The sequence below is a fragment of the Photorhabdus antumapuensis genome (assembly GCF_020387775.1).
Taxonomy (GTDB): Bacteria; Pseudomonadota; Gammaproteobacteria; order Enterobacterales; family Enterobacteriaceae; genus Photorhabdus; species Photorhabdus antumapuensis.
Genome location: NZ_JAHZMK010000016.1, coordinates 1 through 25,537 on the forward strand (window position 1 = coordinate 1; position 25,537 = coordinate 25,537).

Sequence of the window (25,537 nt, forward strand, 5' to 3'; positions counted from 1 at the left end):
CATAAATTCACCACAATTTTGTACTCTTGTAATACAACAATTCAAGGAAATTATAGAACACCAGGGAATTTCTTATGAAGAAAAAATATAATCAGATTATTAAAACTATAAAACAAAAAGTCGAACGTAACGAAACTATTATTGGAGCGAGTGCAGGCACTGGTCTTTCGGCACGTTGCGAGGAAGCAGGAGGTGCAGACCTCATTATCGTATATAATTCTGGACGCTTCAGAATGGCTGGCAGAGGATCACTGGCCGGATTAATGCCATACGGTAATGCAAATGAAATTGTCAGAGAAATGGGTAATGAAATATTGCCGATAGTTAAGGAAACACCTGTATTGGCGGGTGTCTGTGGTACTGATCCATTCTGTAATTTACCTCTTTTCCTAGATGAACTGAAGGCACAAGGTTTTGCTGGTATTCAGAACTTCCCAACAGTAGGACTTATTGATGGAAAGTTCAGAAAAAACCTGGAAGAAACAGGCATGGGCTATGCACTGGAGGTGAAGCTAATCCGCCTGGCACATGAAAAAGGAATGATTACCACGCCTTATGTTTTCAATGCAAAAGAGGCTGAAGCTATGGCACAAGCAGGTGCTGATATCATCGTCGTACATCTGGGGCTAACCACTAGCGGCGATATTAGTGCTAATACATCATATGATCTGAAATCTTGTATACCAATCGTTAATGCTTGTGCTTCGGCGGCTAAAACTGTCCGAAATGACATTATTATTTTGTGCCACGGCGGCCCAATTTCGGAACCGGAAGATGTAGCCTATATTTTAGCTCATTGCCCCGATTGTCATGGATTCTATGGCGCCAGTGCAATGGAGCGTTTGCCAACAGAACAAGCCATCAAATATACTATCCAAAAATTTAAAGAAATTAATCGGGGTTAGTGAGAATTATACTTAAGCTATGTGGAAACTGAGTACTACAACCGTAATATCGGTTACGTTATGATGACGCATTGTTTTCTTTTTCTCAAAATACGGGAAGATGCCCAATATGCCATCCCCAGCCAACACATGCCTGTATGACTCCCTTATTTCATCCTGCCGGTCCGCAACAACTCAGTCTCGCTTGTCTCCGGGGCTTACTCAGCGATGTTAATGAAAAAATGGTTGTCAATTGGCTGGACAGAAGCCCCACACCAGATGGCATTCAATACCTTATTTAGCGTGCTGATGCCACTGTAACGACATCCTGATGCCGGTTCGGGCGGCGGAAAGGGGAAAAATCGCCCCGACGAGTATCAACAATATCGAATATCCTGTCGGCGATAGTTTATGCCTTTAAACCGGAAAACTATCCAAAAATTTTCCGGTTTCATTTGACAAGGCTATTTTGTTTCTTCTTTCAAAACCCTACGACGATATTCACCACTCGCTTTTTCATGAATGGTAAAAAGCATCGGTAATAGAGAACTCAGCGCCGATAGGCTATGCCCGAGCTGACACAAACTCTCTGGAGTAAATTCATGGATATTATTACTGGCAAACGACAACATTGAGTCACCAAGAAAAGTTACACCATGACAAATACCCATAGTATTTTCTTTAGATGATTCAATTAGCTGACACAGTACAGTATCGCTAACACATGAGAGATCCAGTGACGCAATCGCATCCGACATGCCAGACCATAGGATATTCACATCAGATATCTCACTGTCGTCGGGAGTATCAGGAATACTACTGTGCATAATATTGCTTCTCAATTGGTTTACAAAAAATTAAAACCAAAGAAAAGTCAGTAAGCAAGGTATGTGCTTCAGTTTCTACATTAGATTGCGCGTTAAATGTATAACGCTTTGAGTATGAGGATATGTTACTATTCATATTAGCCATAGCATTAGCTCCAATAATGTTGCGGTTAGACGCTCTGATTGTGTTGTAGCACTTTCAGAGCGTTGTTTTTATGGTTCCTATAACTGTCACCATATTCTTTCTCTTGCTCCTGAAGATCAATATCTCTTCCTTCTTTTCTGGTAACGGGAAGGCCAGATTTCATCAGGCTTCTGTCCTAATGCATTCGCAATGATTGTTTCACCTTTGTGCCAGGGACGCTGTAAAGCATTGGATAATGTTGACGATGCTAGTCCAGCTTCCCGAGAAACGGCAGCCAATGACGTTCCTTTCTTTTTTAACGCAGCGATAATATCTGCCGAATGCCAATCTTTTTTCTCCACAATAATTCTCCAATCGGGTATAACTATCTAATAATACTGTAAAACGACGAGTAACATTCTTTGCTTTAAACTCTGTTAGTAGTACGTTTTACTTCAATCTATATTTCAATTACTCTAACCAATTGTCAGTGCAAATAATCTTTGGGAAATTATTCACTGGAACACAAGTATTGATCCAAATTTGAATATTGTAAAGCAAATTAGGACCACAATTTTCCTAATTTGAAAAATTCATCTTTTAGAGAGTAATTTTTATTAAAAATCAACTAATTGAACGAAAATTGAGAAAATGACAAACAAAAAAGCATCAGGTGCTTCTTTTAGTGACGAAGAAGAAAAAGAAGGTTTAATCAGTAGGTTATTACAACTTGTAGGGCAAAGAAACATTAGGACTGCTGCTAAGGATTGGGGTTTACCTTATTCAACTCTCAATAACTACATCAATAAAGGAACAAGCCCATCATTAAAATATATGCAAATTGTTGCTAATAAGGAGAATGTAAGCCTAGATTGGCTTGCAAATGGGGATAAAAATTTCAAATTTGAAACACCAGATGCACACAATGATAGTATTGAATTACGACATTCCTGGAACTTGGTTTTTAACTCCTTAAATCTATGCGAAGTAGATAAGCTTATAAAATTAATTCATCGCAAAGGTATTGAAGGGCTATTAACAATGGCTCATGAACAACAAGACATCAAGGATGCCATTGATAGGCTTCAAATTAGATCAAGTTTGAAACAAGCAATCAAAGTGGCTCTTGCAGGGGATGAATCAACAGACAAAGAAATTTTGCAATGCATTACTACCCTGATAAGTCAAGAAAAAAATTAAACACAATCAATTGGTGATCATAACAGCATAGAGTTAAGCGTGGGTGCAGCACGGAGAACTGAACGTGAGAGTATAAAAACAATCGGGTAGAACACCCAAAGAGCAATTACGAACTTGGCAAACTAACTTAAAAACTTACTACCACTCAAAAGGGAAATCATTGACAAAGCTTTATCAATTTAACGAAGAAATCAGCGCTCAACGATAACAGAACGCTTTGTTAACATACCTGTACGTTCAGCCAGATCAAAAGCCGCCTTAGCCCGACGCATACCTTCAATTTTGCGCTCTTTTACAGACATTTGCTTAAGTTCAGAAACTTGGCGTTTTGATTGCATAACCTTCTCCTATCATCACTTAGTACTACAGCTATAAAATAAAAATCTGTGTTTTTCTGATGTTCACGATGCTGAGAAACCGCGTGACTTAAAGCTTTCCTAATGAATATACCTTCTGTTGAGACAAAGATGTACAATTATAGTACTAACAAATGCCAGCATATTAGGCTTGCGTATCCTCATTTTTGCCTTTTTAATTAAAAAGGCGAGAAAACCCCTGTTGACTTCTCAGCAAGAGTTTATCCCAAATATCTTTCGGCATCAGCAGCATGATTTCCACCATCAGTGACCCTAGCACGTTGCTGGCGGCAATAGCCGCAATCAACAACAAGAATCCTACAGCAACAAACAGATAGCGTCAAACACCCTACTGTTAAGGCAAAAACCTATTGATATGTTATTGACATTTTTCTCTTCTCTGGTAGCATAAGTATCGACAACGCTCGCTACCTTCCTCCGGGAACGTAAGCGGGCTTTTTTTTTATGGAATCTTAAATCATGGCTCATATCCCCTACTCAAAGTCGCATCGCAAACCTATAGACCTTATTGGTGATTTAGAGGAAAAGGGCCTAAATTTCAAAGATAAAGTACTAGCCGAACACATATTATCATTTATCAGCTATTATCGTTTTAAAATTTACCTATTCCAGTTCATGTATCAAAATGAAGAAGGAAAAAAACAATTTCGCGATGGCGTTTTTTTTGAAAACGGCCTTGATATTTATCGTTTCGATGAATCATTACGCAATTACATATTTCGCATAATTTCTCGACTAGAAATAAAATTTCGCAGTAGGCTAGATCACACTATATCAGAATATACAGATGATCCATTTTGGTATCTCGACGATAAAAACTTCTTTAATAAAAAAATAAATAAAATAGACTTATTACGTTCAAAATTATCAAATTCATTTACATCTTGTAATGAAAAATATGCCACTCATTATAAGGAAAAGTACTATAATGAGAAAAATGATAATTATAAATCCCTACCCCCTTTTTGGATTATCGGCGAATTAGCAACATTGGGAAATATATTTGTTATTTATGATTGCTTGGACAAACGTCGTTTTCAAATATCAGAAAGAGAAAACATCCTCAACAATTTAGCCAAAGAATTTGGTGTAAAAAAATTTGAAACGCTGGTTGGGTGGATTAGTGGATTAAGAGATGTGAGAAACAAATGTGCACATCATAATCGTCTTTGGAATTCAAATTTAAGAGCCCCAGCAGAAATTATCCCACACCTTTCTATACCTCCAGCTAATAACAATCGTATCTATGTCTTTCTTGCAACTCTTCACCATTTAAGCAAAATCTTAAAACTGGGAGTAAATGTGGGCCAAGATATTCACATTTTAGCACATGAATTTCCAAGAGTAATACCACTGTTACATTCTGCTGGTTTTCCAGAAACTTGGCATACAGATCCATTCTGGGAACTTTAGGGTTACCATATATTTTGACAATGCAAAAATATCTTAATACATGGTTAAAATTTGCCAATAATACTAAAACAATATCTTTTATATTCCACATTAATTTGGTGAACGAAAGGATAAGTTGAGTTACACATACCTTATCAACCAAAAAATTTGTGCCTAATATATGTTATAATAGTTAAAAATATGACTCTACCCATCTTTCGTTAAATAAGCGTTATACACAGTTACACCGCTGATGTTGGTTCGCCTCCCCAGCTCACCAACCGCTTTCATTCACCCGACCCTTTGATGGGGTCAGGTGAATGAGCTTTATCAGCCGTGCAAATGTGCATAACACACAACTCGTTTTACAATTCACGCCATAGACGCAGCTCAGATTTTTGGCTAACCTAACCAGAAAATAATCATATTATTTATCTGAACATCACCTCCACAAGAGGCTATCCAATGACTAACCATCATGACAAACAACGTATAACACGTGCCCAAACTAGGGGAGCAAAAGCCGCTAACATTTACCGCAACTTATGCCGGCGTTTACGTACTTGGGATGCACATTGTGTTACTAAAGCCCACAAATACAATCTCCCTAGCTGGATAGGACATACGCCTATTTATTTACTTGTTAGCAGTATAGTGGTCACTTTGCTGATAGGAGTACTAATGGCAGTAGGAATTATTGTGCTTATCTTTGGACTACTACTGGGACTTTCACTAGCTAAAGATAACAAGCAAGATACTACCTACAGTGAATCTCTAAAAGCTAAGTATCGGAATGGTTCAGAAGGTTATGGTTTTTACTCTAACGGCAGCAAACTAGATGATTAAAAACAGTGAAATAAATTATCTATATCACTGTTTAATATAATCATATAGACTATTTCATGATTTTATTCGACACCGACTCTCCTATTTTGGCACCACTAGATTGAGCTTCCGAAGTCCCATGTCTCAACGCTGTGTTTTCTAATGCTCCACCAACTCTGATACCCGCCCACGACAACGCTCCCATCCACAATGCCGGCAACACAATAAACATCGCTCCCATCACAAAACTCATAATGATATCGTCTGTGCTATTCTGAAAACCGGCCATATTCCATCGGCTGTGCGTATCCGAACCGTACAATGCCTCCAATAACCAGCTGTCCAACCAGCGTGCCAATTCCCACCAAAATGTCAAAAAGTTCAACGCAAACACGACAAAGGTCAGCGTAATGACCGTCTTATATTCGTAGACAGCAAATACTATAATCAGCGGTAATATGATAGTCACTGCCATCAGTATAACAGCCTGCACCATTGGTAATGCCTGGCGCATTGCATCAAATGCCGGAAATGCCGCCAGACTGCCCAACGACATCCCACCCAATGAAGCCAGACGGCCCACTGAATTCATCAGGGTAAAATCCGCGTTTCCCCCGTAACCTGCATAGACATGTCCCCCCTGAGATGTTGTCAGGTTTTCCGGACTCACCAGACGCCGTATCACCGCTTCTTTGTACTCTGATGTCTCCTTACCCATCAGTTTTAATGCCGCCGATAACCGAAACCACATGCCTGGTTCAACCTGCGCCATGATCCGTTTTTCCAATCCTACCTGACTGTCTGACCACCATTCTTTGCAGGTCGGATAGCCCCCCTGTCCTGTATTAGCAAAGCCGTCATCACGGTGCGGTTTCCAAGGAAAATCCGACCGGGGCGTTTTTGACTGAAGCGCATCATAATAACCCGCCCCATTCAGAAACGTTTTTGACCCCAACCATTCAATATCCCGTAATACCGCTTCATCCAGAGTTTTTCCCTCGTCCCGGCGTTTCCACTGATACAATGCCAGCGCATAACAGTCATGGGTGAAATCCTGTAATATCTGAGCCAATGCCGGATTATTAATCTGCGTATGCTGGACCTCAAAACGCAGTTGCCTCAGGTCGGGGCGGCAGGGAAGAGAAGCTATTGCGGCCTGAGTGACCCCTTTGGAAATCTGATGAACCAGTATCCACCAAACTGGAGCGGCCGCTGTTTTACCCTCAAGCGACGATATCACTGACGCATAGCCCGTTTCAGCCGGTTTCGGTGTCCAAGTACCACAACTTTTTGCCCGCGAGTCATCATACGTAATGGTACTCAGACTCACATTGACCAACGGCACACAGCAAGCAATCATCACCAGAAAAGCACCATACAAGGTGTTTTCAATCCGGGTCACTGAGAGCATGCCCTTATTTCCTTCATCCTCCCCTTCTTCCCGGACTTTCAGCCAGATACCTATAATTTTAAATGTCAGCGGCAGCACAAATAACCCAGTGGCCAACAGCACATTCCACAAGCCATTATTCACCATCCAACCCAGCAGGGTCAGAAAATATTCCAAATAGCTGTAAGTTGTCATGGCTGCTCTCCGGAGACGAAGAACATGGCATACTCACAACATCCCACGAATCCCAGCGAAATTAGCGCAATCCGTTTCAAAGCAGCTTTCTGTGTTAACGGCAATGGGGATCGCCAAAGCTGCCACATGAAACAGGCAATAACACTGTACATGACCAATCGCCAAACCAGCCAGCCGTAACGGGTCGTGTACATCCAATGTTGTAAGGCATTGATCTGAGACGGATACGCCAAGCCAACTACGGCAACAAGTAACATGCACCCCATCATCAGCATGACGATTAACCCTCGTCTGAGATTCCGTTTCAGTCCCACTATCAACCTTTGTTTAGTGCCAGTAGGTACCCGGATTTCACTTTGCTCAGACATCATTATTGTCCTTCACGCCCTTTTGGCGGCACAGACAAAGTGTTAATACGACTGTCGGTATTATCCGTTGCAAATTCATTTCTACCCGATTTTGTTCACGCTCAAGCGCGGTCAGGGCGGTATTTTGTGCAATCGCCCGGCGCAGCTCCATCTCATTCTTCATAGCGACAATTTCTCTGTCCAATATCGTAATGCGACGATCACTCTCTTCCATAGCTTGCGTCTGAGCAGCCGCATTCGGCTCTGCCTGTCCGGTTATCAACATTCGCCGCATAGTGAGCGCGGTCTCAATGGTGTCTGCCATCGCTAACTCACTGGCCAACCGACTCACCAGCGCACCACTGTCCGGATCACGTTTCAGTGCCTGGATAACCCCGCGAGTCACCGCCAGGCTACCCGTTTTGAGTTTTGCCAGATTGACTACGGTGGGAGCATTTTCCCCGCTGACCAGTTTCATCAATTGCTCAATGTTGGTTTTGGTAGCCTCTTCCAGCATCGGCGCAAACCCCGTCCCAGCGACACTCGCACCTGGCTGATCTTCGGTACCACCACTGGTACACTGACGACTGTCAATACAGGTTCTAACCGAACGATCACCTAACACCCTGACTACTGCGGCGGCGGCTTCTTCACTGTTCTTGAATTTCTGGCACGCAGCACCATTACATTGACCACGGCTGACATTGGCATGGCTATTCGCCGGCAGGTTGTTCATCATATTGAAGCCAGCTTTTGCCAGATCCCGGATAGGCTGAATGGCTTTCTGCCCTTTTCCTCCCCGTTTTTCACCCCCTATCCAGTTTGAACCTTGTGTACCGTCTGCAACCTCCATTTTTTGTGTCGTGCCAACCGCATCACCGTTGCCGGTATTCACCAACGTTTTGTATTCCTCCATCAACGCCGCTTTAGTCCATTTATTGCTATCGGAAAAATCCATCATACGCTGTGACATGTTCTGGCAGCTCAGTTGTGATTTGTCGAACGCAATGCCTGCCTGTAATACACCATTGGTCAGCATTTCATATAATCCCGGATTAGCACGCTGGATAACCATTGCCGGCAAACTGGCTACAGCCCCAGTAGCTCCCTGTATCACTTCGCCCATCAGGTTTTTAAAACCCGAAGTCAGGCCATTAAGCTGATTCCCTACCGTCGTTTTTAAATCAAAGTTACCGCACATCAGGTCACTGCTCCAACCGAGGTTTAATCCGCCCAGATGTTGCAAATTGCTGCGGGTCGCCGGCTGCGATATCACTGATCCGCCACCCATGTTGTAAAACAGTTTGTCCGATACAGCGCCATTCATACTTTTCCCGTAACCTATCGGGCTGTCAGCAATGGCAAAACCTGCCGCTTGAACAACAGGAACACGCATAAACGCCAGTGCTATCAATACCGGCAAAAATAATCGTTGTCTCATCCAATGATCCCAGTCTCAAAAATCTGTACTGTAGAGAAAAGTCTGTCCACGTCGCTGACAACAACTATAGGGTTGCCACAATGCAAAGACATAATTCCCGTCCTTTGCCGCTTCCCCGCGGTTATCCGGAAAAACAGCACAAGATGCGCTCATTTTAGGCGCTATACGTTGCCATTGATGATTTTGGTTACCCGTATTCTCAACGACTTCGCCGGGTGGCCAGTAACCCTGTTTGCGGTTCCCTTTCAGGAGTTGATAAACATGCCCCTGTCCTGTGCGGGTAATAATGTCAACTACCCGTTGCGCTACCACCGCAGCCGCTTTATCCTCATCCTGTTGCGTCACAAACCCGCTTCGCGGATAAATATTGCCCCACATATTGCCCCGAAACGAATAACCCAGTTCACGTTTACCAGGAATCAGCGCTTCGGGATAAAACGACTCTGGCACACCGGTCCGCCAAACTACGCTATCCAGAGTACTTAAAAAATAAGGCATAAAAGGCGTGGCGGCACTTTTACACGCATACCCCGAAATTTTCCCGCCCATTATTGAAGTTGCCGGATGCCCAATCGCATCGGCATATTTAAAATGCAGATTGTTTTTCCGGTTGCCTGGGATTTTCAGCTGATGATTACCGCCGCCCACGGCTATTCCGGAAAGTACTCGCGTTACGGCATTTTCCACGCCGTCAACAGTCTGGCTGACCAGAGACATTTCTCTCCAGGGATTACCGCCAGGCGCGTTATAGACGGAGACCACTGCCTGAGGAATAAAATGTTCCACTTTTATCGAGGTACGCACTTTGCACCCCCAGGGAGAACACAATAGCCAATAACATATGCCTTTTATTCGCCAACTGATGCACGATGCCGACGCGGCACTGGCCACAATCTGGGCTGTATTCACACTGGCAACGGCCACGGGCGCCAGAACAACCGTTAACAGCAGGACTATGCCGCACTTTTTCAGCCGGGAATGCCATGTTAATGACGGTAAATCCAGAGACTTCATGGCTGTTTTTCCCGCTGATAGGTATCCCAAAGTAACCGGGCATGTCTAACGTCTGTCGTACCATACACAACATAATCATCATCAAAAACCACTGCCGGGAACTTCTTAAGGCCCAGAGTCCAGGCATTCAGTAACCCCTGATAAGCCTGACTGATATGTCGCTCCTGTTGATGCCACGATGGAGACTGCAAAATCTGACGGGCCTGTTTGACTGCCTGTTGAGGATCAGCAGACAGCTTACTGAATAACTGTGATTGCAACTGCTCTGGCTTATCTAGGTACACAACTTGGACGTTTTGATCAGCATTGAGCGGTGGATGGCTTGTGTCGGTATATATCACTGTGCTGGCAAACACGGATACCGGTATTAACCACGGGAAAAGCGCCCAGAATACCCTGATATTCATAGCCTGCACTCCTGCATGGATAAGAGATCCTCATCACGCCCATCCGCCACTTCCCCAGATATCAGACCACGGGCACGGTCCAGCCTTCTCGCCACAACAAAAGCGGCATCCAATTCGCTGCAATGAAGCGCTTTCATAATCGCCCTGCGCTCTGCCTTTTCCTCTTTCTCCGTCATGCCCAGCGCCAGATACACACTGGGCGGCACCACCCGAAATAACGCCTCCACTTTTTTCGACAACACCACGCCTTCGGTGTAACAACCCGGGAGTTTGCTGGCTGATAGCAACACCGATTTTTGTTCTTCAGAAAGCTTTTTAAAACGCGCTATCTGTTCGACTTCATCCGGCGGCATTGTCAAACACAACCACCACTCCGCCATATTGAGCATTTTCTCAGCCGTATCCGGATAGTCCGCCAAATTCTGAGTAGCCAGCCACAACCAGGCCCCTAATTTTCGCCACATCTTGACCACTTTGGTCATATAAGGTGACAATAACGGATTAGTGGTCAGAACATGCGCCTCATCCACGACAAAATTAATTTCCCTTACATCAAATTGATCACGTTCCGCCATATTGTTGATGGTATTGACCAGAGACACCATCGCCAAGGCCATCTGCGCACCATATCCTTCACGCGCCAGCGTACCGAGATCAATTAGCGTTACATCTGCTTCTGGCCAAGGTGTTCCCGGACGATTAAACAATTCCCCCTCAAAACCACTGGTGAACATTGACATCGCCCCCGCCATCTCTTCAGCACGGGCCCGACGCTGTTCGGTACACAATGCTCTCCCCTGTTCATCCCGCCGGCTGTCCCGGGCAATCACAGACAATGCATTTTGCAAATCTTCCGCGATCATCTGTCGGCCGTCATCAAAGCTGGCTCTCGCCGCTATCATGATGGCTTCACGTATCATGCCCCGATCCGCCCGCGTCAGACGTTCTTCCTCTTTCTTCTCCCCACCGGTGATCATCATGCGCGCCGCAAGTTCTATTTCTCCCAGGATATCGCGCTGCTCATCGGCCTCGTCATCTGCGGTTTCCTCTGCCGACCTTTCACCCGCCAAATCCAACTGAGAAGATGCCACTTGAAGCAATTGGTGGGCATCGGCAAACAGCGCCAGACTGACACCACAACCTGGTTTAATGCTGATTTTGTTGACACTCAGCCCCAGGCGTTGACAGTAATCGGCAAACAGCCCAAAACTGTTGCCCGCTTCCGCCACAAATAATCGGGGACAGTGCACCGCCATCAACTGCGATAAACTCGCACAGAGCGTAGCCGACTTCCCCGCACCAGTCGGCCCGAATAGCAACAGATGCGCATTCTGGGTACGGTCATATTTATTTTGCGGATCAAATGTCAGCACATCGCCGCCCCGGTTAAAAAAGCTAAGACCCGGGTTGCCTGTGCCGGGCGCCCGCCCTGTCACTGGCAACAACCCAGCCACATGCTGCATCCAAGTCAACCGGGTATACCAGTGATGTTTGTCTCGTTGCGGGTTAAAACACATCGGTAAGGCACGCAGATAACCGTTTAACGGCGCTACGTCGCATTCGGGTTTGACCGGCTGCAACCCCGATACCAACAGGGTTGCGGCCAGTTGCTGATGCCGACGGTTCAAATCGTCAACATCAGCCCCCTGTAACAGAAAGGTCAGTGCAGAACGGCACAGTTTATGTCTCAGCCCCAGATGTGCCTTAACTTCTTTTACGTCTGAACGTACTCTCCCTGATTCAGTATTTTCTCCCACGGCATTTTTTGACAACCGGTCGAAATCCTGTTCTAGCGTGTCTTGTGCTTGTGCGACCACAGTCAGCGAAACAAGAGTTCCTGAGGGTAATAAGTCCATCAGTGCATTGATATTCTCCCCTCTGACCATTTCACCGGTCAGCGTTCCCGGCTCTGGTGGACGACGCAGCCGTTCAACCGGTACCGCTCGGTGAGCAATATTATCAAACCACCATACACCGTTTTTCACGTCAGAACGTGGCGGGGTAAACCACAAGGTTTCCGTGAAATCATTATCTGGCTTCCTCTCACCAGCCTGTGGGGTAGCATAACTCGCTGCCTGATACAACGTCGCTTTGTCTATCCAATCTGGATCAGGATTGAATAATCGCAGTAACCAGTGATGAACCTGTTCACCATTTTGTCGTTGGCACAAAATACCTGTACTCGCCAGAGAAGCTGTCAGTCGGTCACACACCTGATTAAGCAACACAATGGGTAGCAAGCTTTCTTTCTGTCCGACAGGGGCCCAACGATAAATGACCATCCGGGTACGACGTTGCTGTCCCCGCCAGGACTGACCAGTCACCAATGAATCGTTAAACAGCCCTTCCGGTCGGGCTATCCCCTTCAGATGACGTTCGGTTTCAGCCAACCAAGCTTCAGTGAAGGCTGAACCCTGCGCCCAAGGTTTAATATACTGACGAAGTTGTGTCAGATATAACGCGGGATCATCCTCATCCTGACAAAAAAACTGTACTACCCAGGGAGATACGTCATCTTCTTCCAGACTGTCTTGCAACGCATCTTCTACCTGGTCACGAATGTCTTCCAGACGGGCAGTGGGGCGTCCTTCTGTCGATACCGGGGAAACAGCATAAATAGCGCCGACTGAAAGACCATCATCCAGCAACAAACACTTCTCATCGTCCAAATATTCGACCCAAGGCAGGTAATCAATGATAGACGGCCAAGTGTCATACAACGCAGTTTCATCCGTGCTGGTCATTTTGCCGGGACGCCTCAAAGGTTCACGCCCAACAACGGTAGAAGACGACGGTAGTATGACCTCAGTTTCACCCAAAACTTCCGATAGATTACCCCGTTTACGCAAGCGGACTTTATTCAACAGCGACCACATCACAATGCCTCCGTCCGTTCACCCGGCAAAGCATATTGCACCTGGTTGTAGAACGAAAACACCGTGCTGTATCCCGGTACTGGCGTGTTCCCCGCAACTAAATGTGGAAAGAGATACATCACCATGTCCGGATTGGGTAACCGAGGGAAAGTCTGACTGATTTCATTTTCCTGTGTACGATTATAACTTTCCGTGTAATTCAGCGTAGCCTGCTGTTCCCGTTCGTTCAGCTCCCGGCGCAGTGTTTTACGGGCCTCCATCGTAACTTGTGACGACGAGACTTTCCCCTGCCACAGAGCTAGCATTGTGCTGTCTCCCGGTGGAAGCATCTCTTCTTTAGACGTGCTGCAACCGGTCAGGATCGTTATCACCACCAACATCACTATTTTTCGCGCTTTATTCATGCTCGTTTTCTCAGTCCAGACCATCACGGACCTCCTGTCCAAGACCAAAGTTATATTTCACCCTGCGTCCCCGCCCTTCATAATCAATCGGTATTTGCTGGGTAATATGCACGGCTACTCTGGCACCCGGCGGTACGTAAACGGCATCAAAAGTTTGGCCATAACGAGCTTTGACCCATTCGGATACGGCCTTAAATCCTCCGGCAGCGGCTTGCCCCAAAACCGCTTTACCGGCATCCCCGGTCAGTGATGACGTCGCACCGCCATAACCGTTGGACTGAGTGGTTAGCTGGCTTTGCGACAACACATCACCCGCAGCTGTGCCACCAGAAAGAGCAAATAAGGTTGGTAAGTAACTGGATGCATTGGATTTACGCTCACCGCTGATACACGGAATACCGTTGTCGTCAGATAGCCAGCCGATACCGCCGCCGTTATTATCCTGAACGTGATGGCTGCCATTGGTGCGATTATCCGATTTCGGCACAGTTCTGACGGTACCGTCTGCAAAGACAAAAGTTAAAGAAGTGACATTGCCGCGCACGCAAGACAAGGTCCAGTCACCGGTAGCCGTACCAGAAACAATCGCACCTTCCACGTCCGGCAATTCAATGCCGTTGGCAGTCAGGTTATCTTTACCAATCAGTACTTTAAAAGGATACGGGTCAGTGACTTTGTCATTTACTGGCACCCGGCCTAATAATGCAGTCATCGCCTGACTGCCGACCAGCGTCGTATTCTCGGGCAGGGTATAAACTGGCCGGATAAACTCGTCTATACGACCATCAGTAGAGAGTTGCTGATTCTTGGTAATACGGTCGTATTCTGTTTTCTGCCGATTCAACGTATTGTCTTCCAGAAATGATATCGGGAAACGGGAAGTTGCTGACTGCCCATTCATCGCAGTCTGTGGATCAATCGGAAGCCCGTCCTGTGGGGTAATCCAAACTAGCCCGTCTTTATCTAAGTTTATACGCTGATCTACATTATCCAACCCTAACCCCAACGGCATATCACGCTCAACAATAGCGTGTCCCGTGCTTATACCTTTACCTAACTGGCTGGTCAGCTGATCAAGCCGGCTGAACAATGTTTGCTGCTCCGCTTTCAATACCTGCTGTTGCTTTTCTGTTTCTTCGCGGTTGCCCGCTACCACCTGGTTAATCTGGTCAGTCATGCTCTGACTCCCGTTTCGCCATTTCTCATTGTCAGTCAGTAATTGTGCATTTTGTTTTTCCAATGCCGCCTGCTGAACACGGATACTACGCAAGGCACCGATCAGAGTACGCAATGTGTCTTCCGGGGTGTCTCCCTCAATACCTAATGTACGTAACTCCCCAGGAGACAACTCCGCCAGTGCATGATTATTAACCGCCTGACTAACAGAGGTATTAGATTGCCGGCAACTCTTTATACCCACCGCTAATCCCGCGATAACAAAAATAGGCACGACCCATTTCACCAAGCCGTTTGACTTAATTTGCATGGGGATTTCCTTGTTGCTTCATGGGCGTTTTTGACCTCACCGGTTCGGGCAGAAAGGCGCGGTCAGGCCGACCTTTCACCACCAAATAGACGGTAGTCGTGTCTTCCGGCGTACCTGACGGTCCCAGCCAACGATGCTGAAAGGTCGCTGATATGAATTGCCCCTGCAACCTGCGTGGATCAAGCACCACGTTCTCACGGTGGGTATTACGCACTTTCAGTGCCACCACAGTGAAGTTATCCACCCCCCAGCCCCCTAATGGGGAGACTATTACCGGCGCAGAGGGATATAATGTAGTCAATCGAGACGACAAGGCCAATGATACCGGGTGAATACCGGGAACAGCTTCTACTGTACGCAACGGCGCATACAGACTTTGCGCGGCGTAACGGGTCAGGACCACCGGCAACGGAGCCGTGTAGGACAGTTTTTGACGCCGGACGGCCTGACGTTCACCAGCAAGAGAGGGAGACGTTGCTAACATGTTATCCCCTTTGGCACCGTAGTGAACCTGGTCGTTGTCCGTCAGCGTGGTCACATCCCCGTGGTACACCACACGAACCGGCTCAAAGGGACCTTTTCCATTTGTAGCTGTCACATCCAGCAAAATCACTTCACCACTTTCCACATCCTGAAGTTGCAGTCGGGTCTGGGTAAACGTTTCACTTGGATACAGATACACTGCGCCACCGGTGCTTTGTACCCGCAATTTGCCATTCAGCGCACTCGGAAAACCTACCCGAACATTTTTATCCACAAAAACCACTCGCTCCTGTCCAACATGCAGAGTAACCGGCAGCGGGATACGCTCCCACTTCATCAACTCCACAGCCTCAACGGGTGAAACCATAACCAACCCAGAGAATAATAATGCGGTCAATGCCAATAACTCGACGAGTACCTGTTTTTTCACGGGAATATCCCCTTTTTCGCCGGTGCCGGCTGCGATGCAGCTTCCAGCCGTTGCGGTGTGCTGTCATAACAATCCAGTGCCAGACCAAACGGGTTACGCTCTGCATCCCCTTCCCAACGAATGATTTTAATTGGGTAACGTACCAGTGCCCGTTTTACCGGCTCAGCGTGAAAATATTCATCAGCGACTAAATCTAACCGGATAACCCAGTTATCCCGGCCCTTCACCGTCACATTGCTATCACGAAAGCCCCGTTCCGGAATTTCATACACCACCCGCACGCGATCTTTTAGCTCACCCACTTGTGACCGGTTTTGAGCATCCTGTTCCAGAAACACCTGACAGGAGGGGGTCAAATAAGGTGAAAGCGCCGCTATTTTCGCCGGATAATCAACGTCCCCGTCTTTCGGCCAAGCATTCAGTTGTTGAAAAATATAAAAACCAAAGGCATAAACTTGGGAGACGGGCACTTCCCACCACGGACGGGTACTGCCACTACGGACATCCGGCGGCGTATGAATGGTTAACTCTCTCGGCGCCATCATCCAGCCACTCAGACTCAGTAACAACAACAAAACCAGCACACCACAGGCAGCACGTAGCGTCAGGATATGCTGATCCCGATCTTGAATTGCATGACGAAAACGACTCATAATCGTCTCGCTTTAGTTATTACCCGATAACTGCGGCGCAACGCCCAACATTGTGATGTGACAATCAATGACGGATCACCCAGACCATAGTGCCGCTTTTTCACTTCCAGTTGCCGATAGAGGTAATTCTCCGGTTTACCGCGTTTCATCCGGGCCAGGTATTTGCCACCAAAGGCAATCAATAATAACGGCGCAATCAGTGCCACCGTCGGTATCATCACCCAACCCGTTACTGGTGCCAGTAACAAGCCAATGACCGTGCCAGCTATCAGTCCCGTTAATGCCGTCCAGCCCAGCTCTGGGGTAGTAAATCCCCGGAACACGATAGGTTCGGCATTAAGACGATCAGGTAAAAAACGAATAGTCTGAACCATACTGACACTTCCCTGGGGTTAAAAGAGAATGGAAGTCGATTTGCCCAGCAGCCAGATAACCGCCACTAACAGCACTACACCAACCACCACAATCGCACCAAATTTAGTCCAGGAAGCTCTGTCACTGCGAACTTCAGAAAAAGTATGGATTGCCGCTGTCGCTACATTGATAAACGCGATCGCGGCAACGACCAGCCCTCCTATTACTATGCCGTCCTGCAAGTAACCTTTAACGGTATTAAAAATGCCGCCGCCACTCCCGCTGGAAGGTGGTTCAACCGTTGGCAATGCCGCTGTCACGGGTTGACAAACCAGATAAGCCAGCACACAGAGTGACACTGCACGGGTATTGATACGGGTAAACAGGCGGAACAGTGACTGACATCCCCGGTTTAACAGATCCATTTCCTTTTCCCTTTTTTCCATTACAGGTTAAAAAACCGATTAGCTGGCAAACATCCAGATAGCCATCACCAGCAACAACGCCACACGAATGACAAAACGGTTCATCGCCGCTTCACGTACCTTTTCATTGGCCCACCCCTGCCAGATGTCCACTATTCCCCATGCTGCCCAGAGAAACAGCACCGCTATCAGTAAACCGATACAGAGAAATTGCATCACATGAGGATCGAGATTGCCGGAAGCAGCCCTGAATGCATTGCGTTGTACCTCGTTCACCGTATTCGCTCCTGACGATATTGACCGGTCACATCCAGCACAGCCGCAGAAATCCCTGGTTGGGCACGGGATGGTGTCAGATAGCGGTTAATGCCTTCACGGATAATATTGAGGTCCCGGTTAGCACGTAGATAATCAAAATAAAAACGGTCTGCCTGACCATCCTGAACTGCCAAAACCCGGGCACGTTCCAAACTGGCCTGCACCTGGTCAAGCTGCCTGAGTGTGGTGGCCAGTTCATCTTTTTCTCCGGCCAGTACAGACCAACTCATGAGTATCGTCAGGACAAAAAGACTATGGGAAAATAAGCGGAAATAAACCATAGCATTGCTCTAATCAGCGTAGATATACATACCAACAGAGTGACGAAAAAGAGTAACGATTACAGTGAATAATTGTTTATCTGATTTTGAAAATTTTGAATATCTGAATTTAGGGTTGATACAAAACTATAAATATCCCCCATCTGACTAATTAAAATAATAGAATTGATAACTGAGGATTTCTAATACAACAAAGAAATTAAGTGGTATAATAGATCATTAGGCGTTCATTTATTCAAACTTTACAGATAATATTTTCTGTAGGCAGATTTGACTAATTAAGTACAATTCGACACAAAAAAAATGTAATTAAATGGTGTGTTAGAGGTATTAATAAGTAATTAGTCGATATTAAATTGGAGGAATTATTTAGCACTCATCAAACCAATTGATTTCAGCTTCACACACAGTTCTAGCTACAAATAAACCCACAATATGAACTTGCGGCAAATGGTTTTTAATAACCATTTTCATTGTTTTATAGTGACTACCTATTCACCATAAAATTAACAAGTGTCGTCTTCTGCAAGATAGTAGTGATCTCTACAACTCAATTCATCAATTTTTGTAAGACGGTAAGTCACAGATGTTCCCTAATATCCTCATAGTCTTTAACCCTTATAGCCCCTAACGTTTCATATTTTGCCGGCCAGCTAATTGAAGTATTCTTGAAACAAGATTCTAATATAAATAATTTCCTGCCTTGATTCAAAGCCGCTCTAGCTTGCGTCATCGTTCCTGAGGTATCAAATGCCTCAACTATAATAGTCGCTTCAGATAATGCCGACATAGTCACAGTACGCTCAGGAAAAAACAGACGATTACTACGGTAATCTTGCTCAATATAACGTTTAAACGGCACTTAGCTAATTAGCAAATAATTTTCTCTAATTGCCTTTTGGAGCTCACTATTCTGTCTTGGGTAAATATGAGACAACGGAGTACCAATAACCGCTATTGTGTTACCCCCCAACTCCAACACAGTCGTATGAGCAACCGTATCTACTCCCTCAGCCAAGCCAGAAATAATAGTAAATCCATCATTCACAAGACATTTAACTAGCTTTCTTGTTCTACGGCGACCTTCATCAGATATCTTTCGTGAACCGACAACAGCTACACACCGAGTATTCACTAAATCCCACCAACCTTGATAATAAAACAATTCTATTGGGTGACGAGCATCTCTCAATTTATCAGGATACTCACTAGCTCCGTGCACTCTAACACCTAAATGCTCCACAGAATATTTATTAAGAATATATTTCAGTGACTTTTTGACAGACTCTCTTTTTTCTTCGGAGACGAGTTCAGACGGCATAGTACCATTAGGTGCTTGCCGAAATTTATCAGCAATAGTTTTAAATGTAGCCCCCTGCTCAATCCACAACGCTTCATATGCAGCCATCTCCTCAAATGGAGATATCACTCGTTCGAAGGAATCTGAAGAGCCAAAATCAAGTTGCAACATTTTACTCCGTTCCCAATTCATAGCATAAAAGATTATTAAAAACACCCACACACTAACTGCCGAGAATAAGCAGTACAAAACACGCTAAATGATTAACTGAGTAAATGCCATTATTTTTTCTTTTTACTGCCAAATTAGGCTTTTTCGCTGAAAAATCTAACAAAAATCATTAAAAATTTTACCTATTTATTACCTCAAAGATATTTCTTAAAAGTACTCATCATCACGGTAATAGCTATCCCCGATAGGAGAGCTGCGGGTAACAATAGTAAATTAGGATACACAGCCGACGGCCAGGAGAGATATAACAAACAGGGTACACAAAACGCCGGTTTCACAAACCGTTTGGCATGATGATAGACAAAGCTCGATTCATAGGCAGCACCATAACGTCGCAAGTCACGTCGACTTAGCCCTTCAACGACAGAAACACCTATAACCATCACAAACAATGGCAAAGACAATACCAATATAGTGAGCCGGATAACAAAGGTTACGGTCACATATACCGTTGCCAGCAGATACTTCCGCAAACTTTCCGCCCGCCATACACTCCAATCGCTCAACTCTCTCACCATTTCATGGTGGCTCCGAGCTTGTACTGTATGCTGCTGATTAATCCAGTCTAGTGCACCACTGTCTACAAACACCCACTGATACCCCCATTTTAACCCGATACTGAGCGTAGTAGCAGGCTCCGATAACAGTAAACTGCGAGTAAATTCTTTAGACAACCAACCGCTTTCCGTGATCATGACTTGCTGGCTGTGTGTCTCACCTTGTTCCGGCCAAAAAAAAGCGATCCCAAAATATTCAATCACCAGACTGAAAAGCAGCGAAGCCAGCAACAAGCCAATAAACATCCACGGAAAATCCCACAAAACCGTTTTTAATGGTCCTGACTTTTTCGGTGGTGTCTGCGGCAACTCAGTTTTCGCTTGTGCCATTGTCTGCCACCTCCATGTCAAAGTTATCGGCCAACACAGCAGTTTTTAACACCGCATTCAGGTCAACCTGTCTGTCATCTGGCATTGCGCTCCCCGACCACCAGGATTCACTGGTACGGTAATGTTTACGCATATCATCAGCAATCTTTTGCAGGCTTTCGGGCATCAAGTCATCATCATCGGCTGCTGGCAGCGGCATGCGGATCTTCCATAACCGTCCCCCTTCAAGCAAAGCAAATGCCTGCCCTTTTGGCAAATTAATCACCTCGGCGGGAGTAATTAACGGCGTTCTGATCGTGCTAACCCGGTCCTGAGTGTTAGAGGTAAAGTGACTCCCCTGCTCTGGACTGGAGATATCGGTAATCCCGGAGACCAAAGTTTTAGTATACACTTCCACCTCTGACAACTGGCGGGTTAGCAGTTCGGCGGTGTTGTTTTCCCTGACCCGCAGCATGACTAGGGTATTGAAATTCCCGGTCACCTGTGCAGCTTTAGCACTGCTGCCAATACGGGCTTCAATATCGGACAAGGTCTGCGTATAAGCGGTTACCTCTATCCCTGCGCCCCCACCTTTGTTAATCAGCGGAATAAATTCATCGCCCATCAGTTCATTGAATTCATCACAATGTAAGCTAATAGGGAGTTTTCTCGTTTTGCCTTCTGGTAAACCATCATCCAAACCAAATTTGTAGATATGACCTGCAACAGAAACCAAGTCTGCGAACATGGAATTACCTACTGCCGAAGCCACTTCTGCATCCGATAAAGCGTCCAGCCCCACATAGACGATACCTTTCTTACGTATCACTTGTTGCCAGTCAAAGATAGGACGCGGATCATTCATATCCGTGTAATCTGGCGCCAACAGAGCAGCTATTTTCCCCGTGGTCAGCTTTTCCAGTAATGGCAACAGGGATGCCACAATTTTGTCAAAGTAGGTGCGATCATAACGAACCGCACTGCGCAACCCGTCCAGTATCGGATCGTAGAGTTTTTTCCCCGCTTCTGAGCTTAGTGCCATTTCAATCGCCCAGATTTTCACTGCATTCGTCTGCCCCTGCATATTGCGTGGCAAATCGTCTTCCGTCAGCAGACCCAAGCTTTTCTCCACCTGCGTCCATAACACAGGCAGGCATTGCCTGATAATTTTTTCAGCATACGTTTCATACAATTCCCCAATATTGGTGACATAGCGTAATATCAGGGTGTAATCCGGTCTCTGCCCCAGAGCCACCAAGGCGCGGGTAACGATATTGACAAAACGCCAGGCAAATTCACGAAAAGCAGCACTATTACCCGCCCCACTCAATTGTCCCGCTATACGAGAAGCGACTTCTGAAACCCGACCAAAACGTCCAACAGCATTATAGCGAGCACTAATATCCGGCCAGCCCAGATGAAACACCTGGAATTCATCTTCCCGTCCAGCACGATGTGCTTCCGCCCACATACGTTTGAGCAGGTCTGCATCCCCTTTCGGATCAAACACAATCGTGATATTACCTCGCCGGATATCCTGCGTGATAAGTAGTTCTGCCAGGCGGGTCTTACCAACACGGGTTGTACCGAGTACTAGCATATGGCCAACCCGCTCGCACAGGTCCATTGATACATTAACCTCTTCCGGCTCAATGCCATGCAATGCCGGATTACCTCCTACCGGCGGCAATGGCCTCAGTGGATTCCACGGAGAATCACGTTGCGTCAGACGACATAAAGAAAGCAATGGGTACTCAAACCGCCGCTCAAATGCCCTCGCTAATTGATAGTACCGGGGAGGTTGAACATAATGTTCGACTTCCGGGCGCAAGGTATCCAGAAATCGCTGTGTATGTTTTTGTTGCCAAAGAAACCCTTTCCCCAGAAACAATCTCTGATGACTGACGGGCACCTGGTGGCTGGCCATCACATAACGGGGCAATCGTCGGATATTGCGCCGGTAGTTCAGTACACGTAGCCCCTGCCGGAATCGGAGACCTGATAACACGCCAAAACCTGCCGCCATGACATAACTGACCGATGGTGACAATGCCACAGCCCACGGCGCTGCGATACAGACACCGGCGGCAACCGCCGAAACAACAGCGGTATTCAGCTCAACAGCCGGACGTAACCGTGCTTCAATCACATAACGATCGCTCATCTAGCCCGCCATAACACCACAATTGCCAACAACAATCCCAACAAAAGCACCGGGAAACTGTGTGGTAACACCAGTTCGGATAGTATAGGATGACGGGGCCACATCAACGCACCTGTTGGGTTAAACCAGTATCGGTAATCAACACTGGATAATGCTGTAAGCGCAAACGACGAGCCAAATCACTGCCGGAAGCGGGAGCTAATACCAAGCCCTCTGCAAGCTGACGCAGTTCATCCAGTTGTGTTTTATCCCGCACACTGACCAACAACCCCACCGCCTGCTTTTTCCGAAGACCAACCAAATTTTTCTTCAACCACTGTTTTGACCGGGCATCATCCCCAATCATGAACAACGCCCCCATTCCCGGCAATTGCAACGGACGAGCGTCAACAGGTCCAGGAGACAATTCTGGTGTTTCCACCGGTAACATGCCTCCTTCGGTTAAATCCGACGGGGCCACCTCCGCATTTGAAGTGGCGGTCAGTTCATCATCCTGAGCATTAATGGCATCAAAATATGCTGCCGTAGATTGTCCACCCAAATCAGCCACAATAGTCAGTGCAGCCTGAGAACAAGGTGTTAATATCATCATCATTAAAAATAAACGGTAGCGATAACGGGTTAAGTTATGGATTAACATCTTCTTTACTTTCCCTTCGGTTCAATCCAGGTCAGTGTCGTATTAGCTACAGCAATATTGGTGGATAAAACAGGATATCGGGTCTCCAGCGTGCTCAGTTTACGTGCGACGATTTTCCGATACTTACTCGCGGGCTGACCGCCAGCGGGATGGTGATAACAGCCTGCCGCATTCAACCAACTACCCGGATTGGATTGATAACAGTTTTTCAGAATACGAGCTGCCACATGAAGATTAGTATAGGGGTCCAAGGCATCCCAATAAGAACGAAAATAATGGCCGTTCCAGCCTAAATTCACTTGAGTAATCCCCACATCAATACGTTTGAGGGGTACGCTGCGCATAAATCCCTGCAACGCCTGCCAGACCGCCTGTCGGGTTGCATAACGATAACTTTTTCCAGCCACATTGAGCGTCCACGGCCAGGGGCGTTCATGTTTCTCCTGTGGCAAACGTTTTGCCGATTCAGCCAGTGCCAACGCATAAAGCATTTCAGCGGGTACGCCATGCACCCGCGCAATCTGCTGATACCCAGGCGGCACAGTCTGCTTTACGGCGGCGGCTATACCCTCGGTCACCCAAAAAAGGCTGCCCGCTACAGCGAGACTCAAAATGCCACCACACGCCATCCGTCATTCTCATGTTGTAGCACGACCGGCATTTTCCCCTGACCAAATTGTCGCCAGCGCCGCCCTTTGTCATGATTGAGTGTGATTTTTCGACTACGGACTTTTTCTGACGGAATATGATGTTTACCTGCCCAGGTACGTAAAACATCATCATTGCCTTCACTATCTACAAGGTAAATATCCACCTCACTGTCAGCTGACAAGACAGCAGCCAGCCGAACATCACAGGCCGCGCAATCCTCTTTCACAAACAACGCCAGCCGTCCCTGATTACCCTGTGCGATTCCGTCCCCCTTCCCTAAATTAACCGGCAAAATATTCGGTGCCAGACGTTTCCAGGCCGCATCCACAGCCCGCTGGAACGCCAGTTCCTTTTCAGTACGGACATATTCCTGCCTGACCCACAATTCTGCATAATGTTGACGCGCTTGTACTGTTTCTGCCTCAATGCCCAATGCACTCAACGGATCGAGTCCAGGAGACTGAATACCCCGTTGCCCCTGCATCAATTTCTGATAACGCTGAAATTCGGCTTCTGTCAGCCCCCACGCTTGCGCCTGAATACGGTGATTTTCGGCCTGCATAACCTGTTGCCGGGTCGCTTTCGCAACCGTGGTTGTCTGTTCCGAGATAGCAACTTGTGCCGCCGAGGCTGACAGAGGCATGACAACGCCAACCAGCATCAACCAACACCTCTGGCTGAAAAAACCTTTTCTCATTATTGTCCCTCGTTAACTGACAGGGTTTGACGGTGCCCTTGTACCTGGAACAAAGCCTGATGATCGGAGATACTGACCAGAGTCCACTCAAATGCGCTTTCACCCGGAGTCAGTAAGCGCATTTGAGATATTTGGGAATGAGGATCTATGTCTCGTGGAATAATAACGGCATAAACTTGTTCTCCCCGACGTTCAATACCCGAAAGTATGAAAGGAGCAACTCTCTGTTTCTTAGCTCGAAGAACCTCCCGGTCAGGTGTGCCCGCTTTTTTACCAGAATGCTTTTCCTTCTGAGATTTCCACGCGATTAATGCGTCAACGCGTATTTCCTGCTGTTTCCCGATATTTTTCAATACACTTACTGCTTCGGTAAGATCCTGATGAGCACGGCTTAAATCAGTCACTGACTGTGCGAGCTGTTTTTGTTGGTCGTTGATGGATCCCTGTTGCGCTATCAATGCCTGATGAAACCGGTCATTTTGCATTTGCCAGTCCTGACGGGAGACAAAGCCGGTATCTGCCTTATCAAGCCGTTCGTGCAACTTTTGCACCTCATCAGGCAAATGCTGGAATGATCCATTTCGCATCAATGATTGAAATTCCACTAACTGATGATGTTGCTGCCGTACCACGAATGCCAGCAATACTATGCTGACAATAACAAGCAATATTGACAGATACCTCAGACATTTTTTTAACAACAACCTGGGTTGGGTCTTTTGAGAAACCACCTGCCGCAAGCTGTCAATTTCAGCTTCAGACGTCGGCGACGGCGACAGAGGAGGTATTTCAGTTGTCATACCACAACATCCTTGTTTGTTTTATTTAGCGCTGTGCCTGGCGTATTTTTTAGTA

At 46.4% G+C, this 25,537-nt stretch carries 27 protein-coding genes and 2 pseudogenes; 4 read left to right on the top strand and 25 right to left on the bottom strand.

Translation table 11 applies throughout. From position 1 onward, the window contains the following. Positions 1-74: 74 nt before the first annotated feature. The gene (locus KZ793_RS06990; RefSeq protein WP_088374595.1) at positions 75-905 is read left to right on the top strand and encodes a phosphoenolpyruvate hydrolase family protein; all 831 of its coding nucleotides are present in this window, start codon (positions 75-77) and stop codon (positions 903-905) included. 443 nt (positions 906-1,348) lie between these two features. On the opposite strand, the gene KZ793_RS06995 is transcribed toward KZ793_RS06990, so the two are convergent. Both KZ793_RS06995 and KZ793_RS07000 read right to left on the bottom strand, forming a co-directional pair. Then, complete coding sequence (locus KZ793_RS06995; protein ID WP_225814717.1) at positions 1,349-1,711, bottom strand: hypothetical protein; 363 nt, start codon at positions 1,709-1,711, stop codon at positions 1,349-1,351. Between the two features lie 261 nt (positions 1,712-1,972). Further along, on the bottom strand, positions 1,973-2,203 hold the full coding sequence (locus KZ793_RS07000) for a helix-turn-helix domain-containing protein (RefSeq protein WP_225814769.1): 231 nt from the start codon (positions 2,201-2,203) through the stop codon (positions 1,973-1,975). A gap of 283 nt (positions 2,204-2,486) precedes the next feature. Between KZ793_RS07000 and KZ793_RS07005 the strand changes: the two genes are divergently transcribed. Beyond that, the gene (locus tag KZ793_RS07005) at positions 2,487-3,035 is read left to right on the top strand and encodes a helix-turn-helix domain containing protein (RefSeq protein ID WP_225814719.1); all 549 of its coding nucleotides are present in this window, start codon (positions 2,487-2,489) and stop codon (positions 3,033-3,035) included. 191 nt (positions 3,036-3,226) lie between these two features. Here the strand turns inward: KZ793_RS07005 and KZ793_RS07010 are convergent, their stop codons facing one another. Both KZ793_RS07010 and KZ793_RS22530 read right to left on the bottom strand, forming a co-directional pair. Continuing rightward, positions 3,227-3,373, bottom strand: coding sequence for a hypothetical protein (locus KZ793_RS07010; protein ID WP_152964021.1), 147 nt, complete (start codon positions 3,371-3,373; stop codon positions 3,227-3,229). Positions 3,374-3,566: 193 nt separating this feature from the next. Beyond that, positions 3,567-3,701: a hypothetical protein gene (locus KZ793_RS22530; protein WP_255619222.1), complete on the bottom strand. Its 135-nt coding sequence runs from the start codon at positions 3,699-3,701 to the stop codon at positions 3,567-3,569. 170 nt (positions 3,702-3,871) lie between these two features. Here KZ793_RS22530 and KZ793_RS07015 point away from each other — a divergent pair, with 170 nt between their 5' ends. Further along, positions 3,872-4,825: an Abi family protein gene (locus KZ793_RS07015; protein WP_049584405.1), complete on the top strand. Its 954-nt coding sequence runs from the start codon at positions 3,872-3,874 to the stop codon at positions 4,823-4,825. 660 nt (positions 4,826-5,485) lie between these two features. Continuing rightward, the gene (locus KZ793_RS07020) at positions 5,486-5,650 is read left to right on the top strand and encodes a hypothetical protein (protein ID WP_152964017.1); all 165 of its coding nucleotides are present in this window, start codon (positions 5,486-5,488) and stop codon (positions 5,648-5,650) included. Positions 5,651-5,699: 49 nt separating this feature from the next. Here the strand turns inward: KZ793_RS07020 and KZ793_RS07025 are convergent, their stop codons facing one another. The 21 genes and pseudogenes from KZ793_RS07025 to KZ793_RS07125 all read right to left on the bottom strand — a co-directional run bounded on the left by KZ793_RS07025 (position 5,700) and on the right by KZ793_RS07125 (position 25,482). Beyond that, positions 5,700-7,214, bottom strand: a complete 1,515-nt coding sequence (locus tag KZ793_RS07025) for a conjugal transfer protein TraG N-terminal domain-containing protein (protein WP_225814720.1) — start codon at positions 7,212-7,214, stop codon at positions 5,700-5,702. Continuing rightward, positions 7,211-7,582 carry a hypothetical protein gene (locus tag KZ793_RS07030; RefSeq protein ID WP_225814721.1) on the bottom strand — a complete coding sequence of 124 codons (372 nt, stop codon included), beginning with the start codon at positions 7,580-7,582 and terminating at the stop codon, positions 7,211-7,213. Before KZ793_RS07030 ends, KZ793_RS07025 begins: the two co-directional genes overlap by 4 nt. Positions 7,583-7,584: 2 nt before the next feature. Next, a pseudogene (locus KZ793_RS07035) lies at positions 7,585-8,957 on the bottom strand (integrating conjugative element protein). A 60-nt stretch (positions 8,958-9,017) separates the two neighbouring features. Then, positions 9,018-10,016 (bottom strand): TIGR03756 family integrating conjugative element protein, encoded by a 999-nt coding sequence (locus KZ793_RS07040; protein ID WP_225814722.1) that lies wholly within the window; start codon positions 10,014-10,016, stop codon positions 9,018-9,020. Then, a complete protein-coding gene (locus KZ793_RS07045) occupies positions 10,013-10,423 on the bottom strand; it encodes a TIGR03757 family integrating conjugative element protein (RefSeq protein WP_225814723.1) in 411 nt (136 codons plus the stop codon). Before KZ793_RS07045 ends, KZ793_RS07040 begins: the two co-directional genes overlap by 4 nt. Further along, the gene (locus tag KZ793_RS07050; RefSeq protein WP_255619224.1) at positions 10,420-13,299 is read right to left on the bottom strand and encodes a conjugative transfer ATPase; all 2,880 of its coding nucleotides are present in this window, start codon (positions 13,297-13,299) and stop codon (positions 10,420-10,422) included. The genes KZ793_RS07045 and KZ793_RS07050 overlap by 4 nt, the downstream gene beginning before the upstream one ends. Then, positions 13,299-13,703, bottom strand: a complete 405-nt coding sequence (locus KZ793_RS07055) for a TIGR03751 family conjugal transfer lipoprotein (protein ID WP_397443586.1) — start codon at positions 13,701-13,703, stop codon at positions 13,299-13,301. Before KZ793_RS07055 ends, KZ793_RS07050 begins: the two co-directional genes overlap by 1 nt. A 10-nt stretch (positions 13,704-13,713) precedes the next feature. After that, on the bottom strand, positions 13,714-15,189 hold the full coding sequence (locus tag KZ793_RS07060) for a TIGR03752 family integrating conjugative element protein (RefSeq protein ID WP_225814726.1): 1,476 nt from the start codon (positions 15,187-15,189) through the stop codon (positions 13,714-13,716). Next, a complete protein-coding gene (locus tag KZ793_RS07065) occupies positions 15,179-16,039 on the bottom strand; it encodes a TIGR03749 family integrating conjugative element protein (RefSeq protein ID WP_397443587.1) in 861 nt (286 codons plus the stop codon). The genes KZ793_RS07060 and KZ793_RS07065 overlap by 11 nt, the downstream gene beginning before the upstream one ends. Before the next feature lie 59 nt (positions 16,040-16,098). Then, the gene (locus KZ793_RS07070) at positions 16,099-16,755 is read right to left on the bottom strand and encodes a PFL_4703 family integrating conjugative element protein (RefSeq protein ID WP_225814728.1); all 657 of its coding nucleotides are present in this window, start codon (positions 16,753-16,755) and stop codon (positions 16,099-16,101) included. Beyond that, entirely contained in the window at positions 16,752-17,129 is a 378-nt protein-coding gene (locus KZ793_RS07075; protein WP_118987525.1) for a TIGR03750 family conjugal transfer protein, read from the bottom strand. Before KZ793_RS07075 ends, KZ793_RS07070 begins: the two co-directional genes overlap by 4 nt. A gap of 18 nt (positions 17,130-17,147) precedes the next feature. Then, complete coding sequence (locus KZ793_RS07080) at positions 17,148-17,534, bottom strand: TIGR03745 family integrating conjugative element membrane protein (protein WP_225814729.1); 387 nt, start codon at positions 17,532-17,534, stop codon at positions 17,148-17,150. Between the two features lie 39 nt (positions 17,535-17,573). Further along, positions 17,574-17,810, bottom strand: a complete 237-nt coding sequence (locus tag KZ793_RS07085; RefSeq protein ID WP_225814730.1) for a TIGR03758 family integrating conjugative element protein — start codon at positions 17,808-17,810, stop codon at positions 17,574-17,576. Next, positions 17,807-18,082, bottom strand: coding sequence for an integrative conjugative element protein, RAQPRD family (locus KZ793_RS07090; protein ID WP_450091398.1), 276 nt, complete (start codon positions 18,080-18,082; stop codon positions 17,807-17,809). The genes KZ793_RS07085 and KZ793_RS07090 overlap by 4 nt, the downstream gene beginning before the upstream one ends. 631 nt (positions 18,083-18,713) lie before the next feature. Beyond that, positions 18,714-19,625: pseudogene (locus KZ793_RS07095) on the bottom strand (DNA-processing protein DprA). Positions 19,626-19,798: 173 nt separating this feature from the next. Further along, positions 19,799-20,551: a TIGR03747 family integrating conjugative element membrane protein gene (locus KZ793_RS07100; protein WP_225814732.1), complete on the bottom strand. Its 753-nt coding sequence runs from the start codon at positions 20,549-20,551 to the stop codon at positions 19,799-19,801. Further along, on the bottom strand, positions 20,532-22,694 hold the full coding sequence (traD, locus tag KZ793_RS07105) for a type IV conjugative transfer system coupling protein TraD (RefSeq protein ID WP_225814733.1): 2,163 nt from the start codon (positions 22,692-22,694) through the stop codon (positions 20,532-20,534). Before traD ends, KZ793_RS07100 begins: the two co-directional genes overlap by 20 nt. 103 nt (positions 22,695-22,797) lie before the next feature. Further along, the gene (locus KZ793_RS07110) at positions 22,798-23,334 is read right to left on the bottom strand and encodes an integrating conjugative element protein (RefSeq protein ID WP_225814734.1); all 537 of its coding nucleotides are present in this window, start codon (positions 23,332-23,334) and stop codon (positions 22,798-22,800) included. Positions 23,335-23,339: 5 nt separating this feature from the next. Then, positions 23,340-23,963: a transglycosylase SLT domain-containing protein gene (locus tag KZ793_RS07115; RefSeq protein WP_225814735.1), complete on the bottom strand. Its 624-nt coding sequence runs from the start codon at positions 23,961-23,963 to the stop codon at positions 23,340-23,342. Beyond that, on the bottom strand, positions 23,942-24,682 hold the full coding sequence (locus KZ793_RS07120; protein ID WP_225814736.1) for a TIGR03759 family integrating conjugative element protein: 741 nt from the start codon (positions 24,680-24,682) through the stop codon (positions 23,942-23,944). Before KZ793_RS07120 ends, KZ793_RS07115 begins: the two co-directional genes overlap by 22 nt. Next, positions 24,682-25,482: a hypothetical protein gene (locus KZ793_RS07125; protein ID WP_225814737.1), complete on the bottom strand. Its 801-nt coding sequence runs from the start codon at positions 25,480-25,482 to the stop codon at positions 24,682-24,684. The genes KZ793_RS07120 and KZ793_RS07125 overlap by 1 nt, the downstream gene beginning before the upstream one ends. Positions 25,483-25,537: the final 55 nt, after the last annotated feature.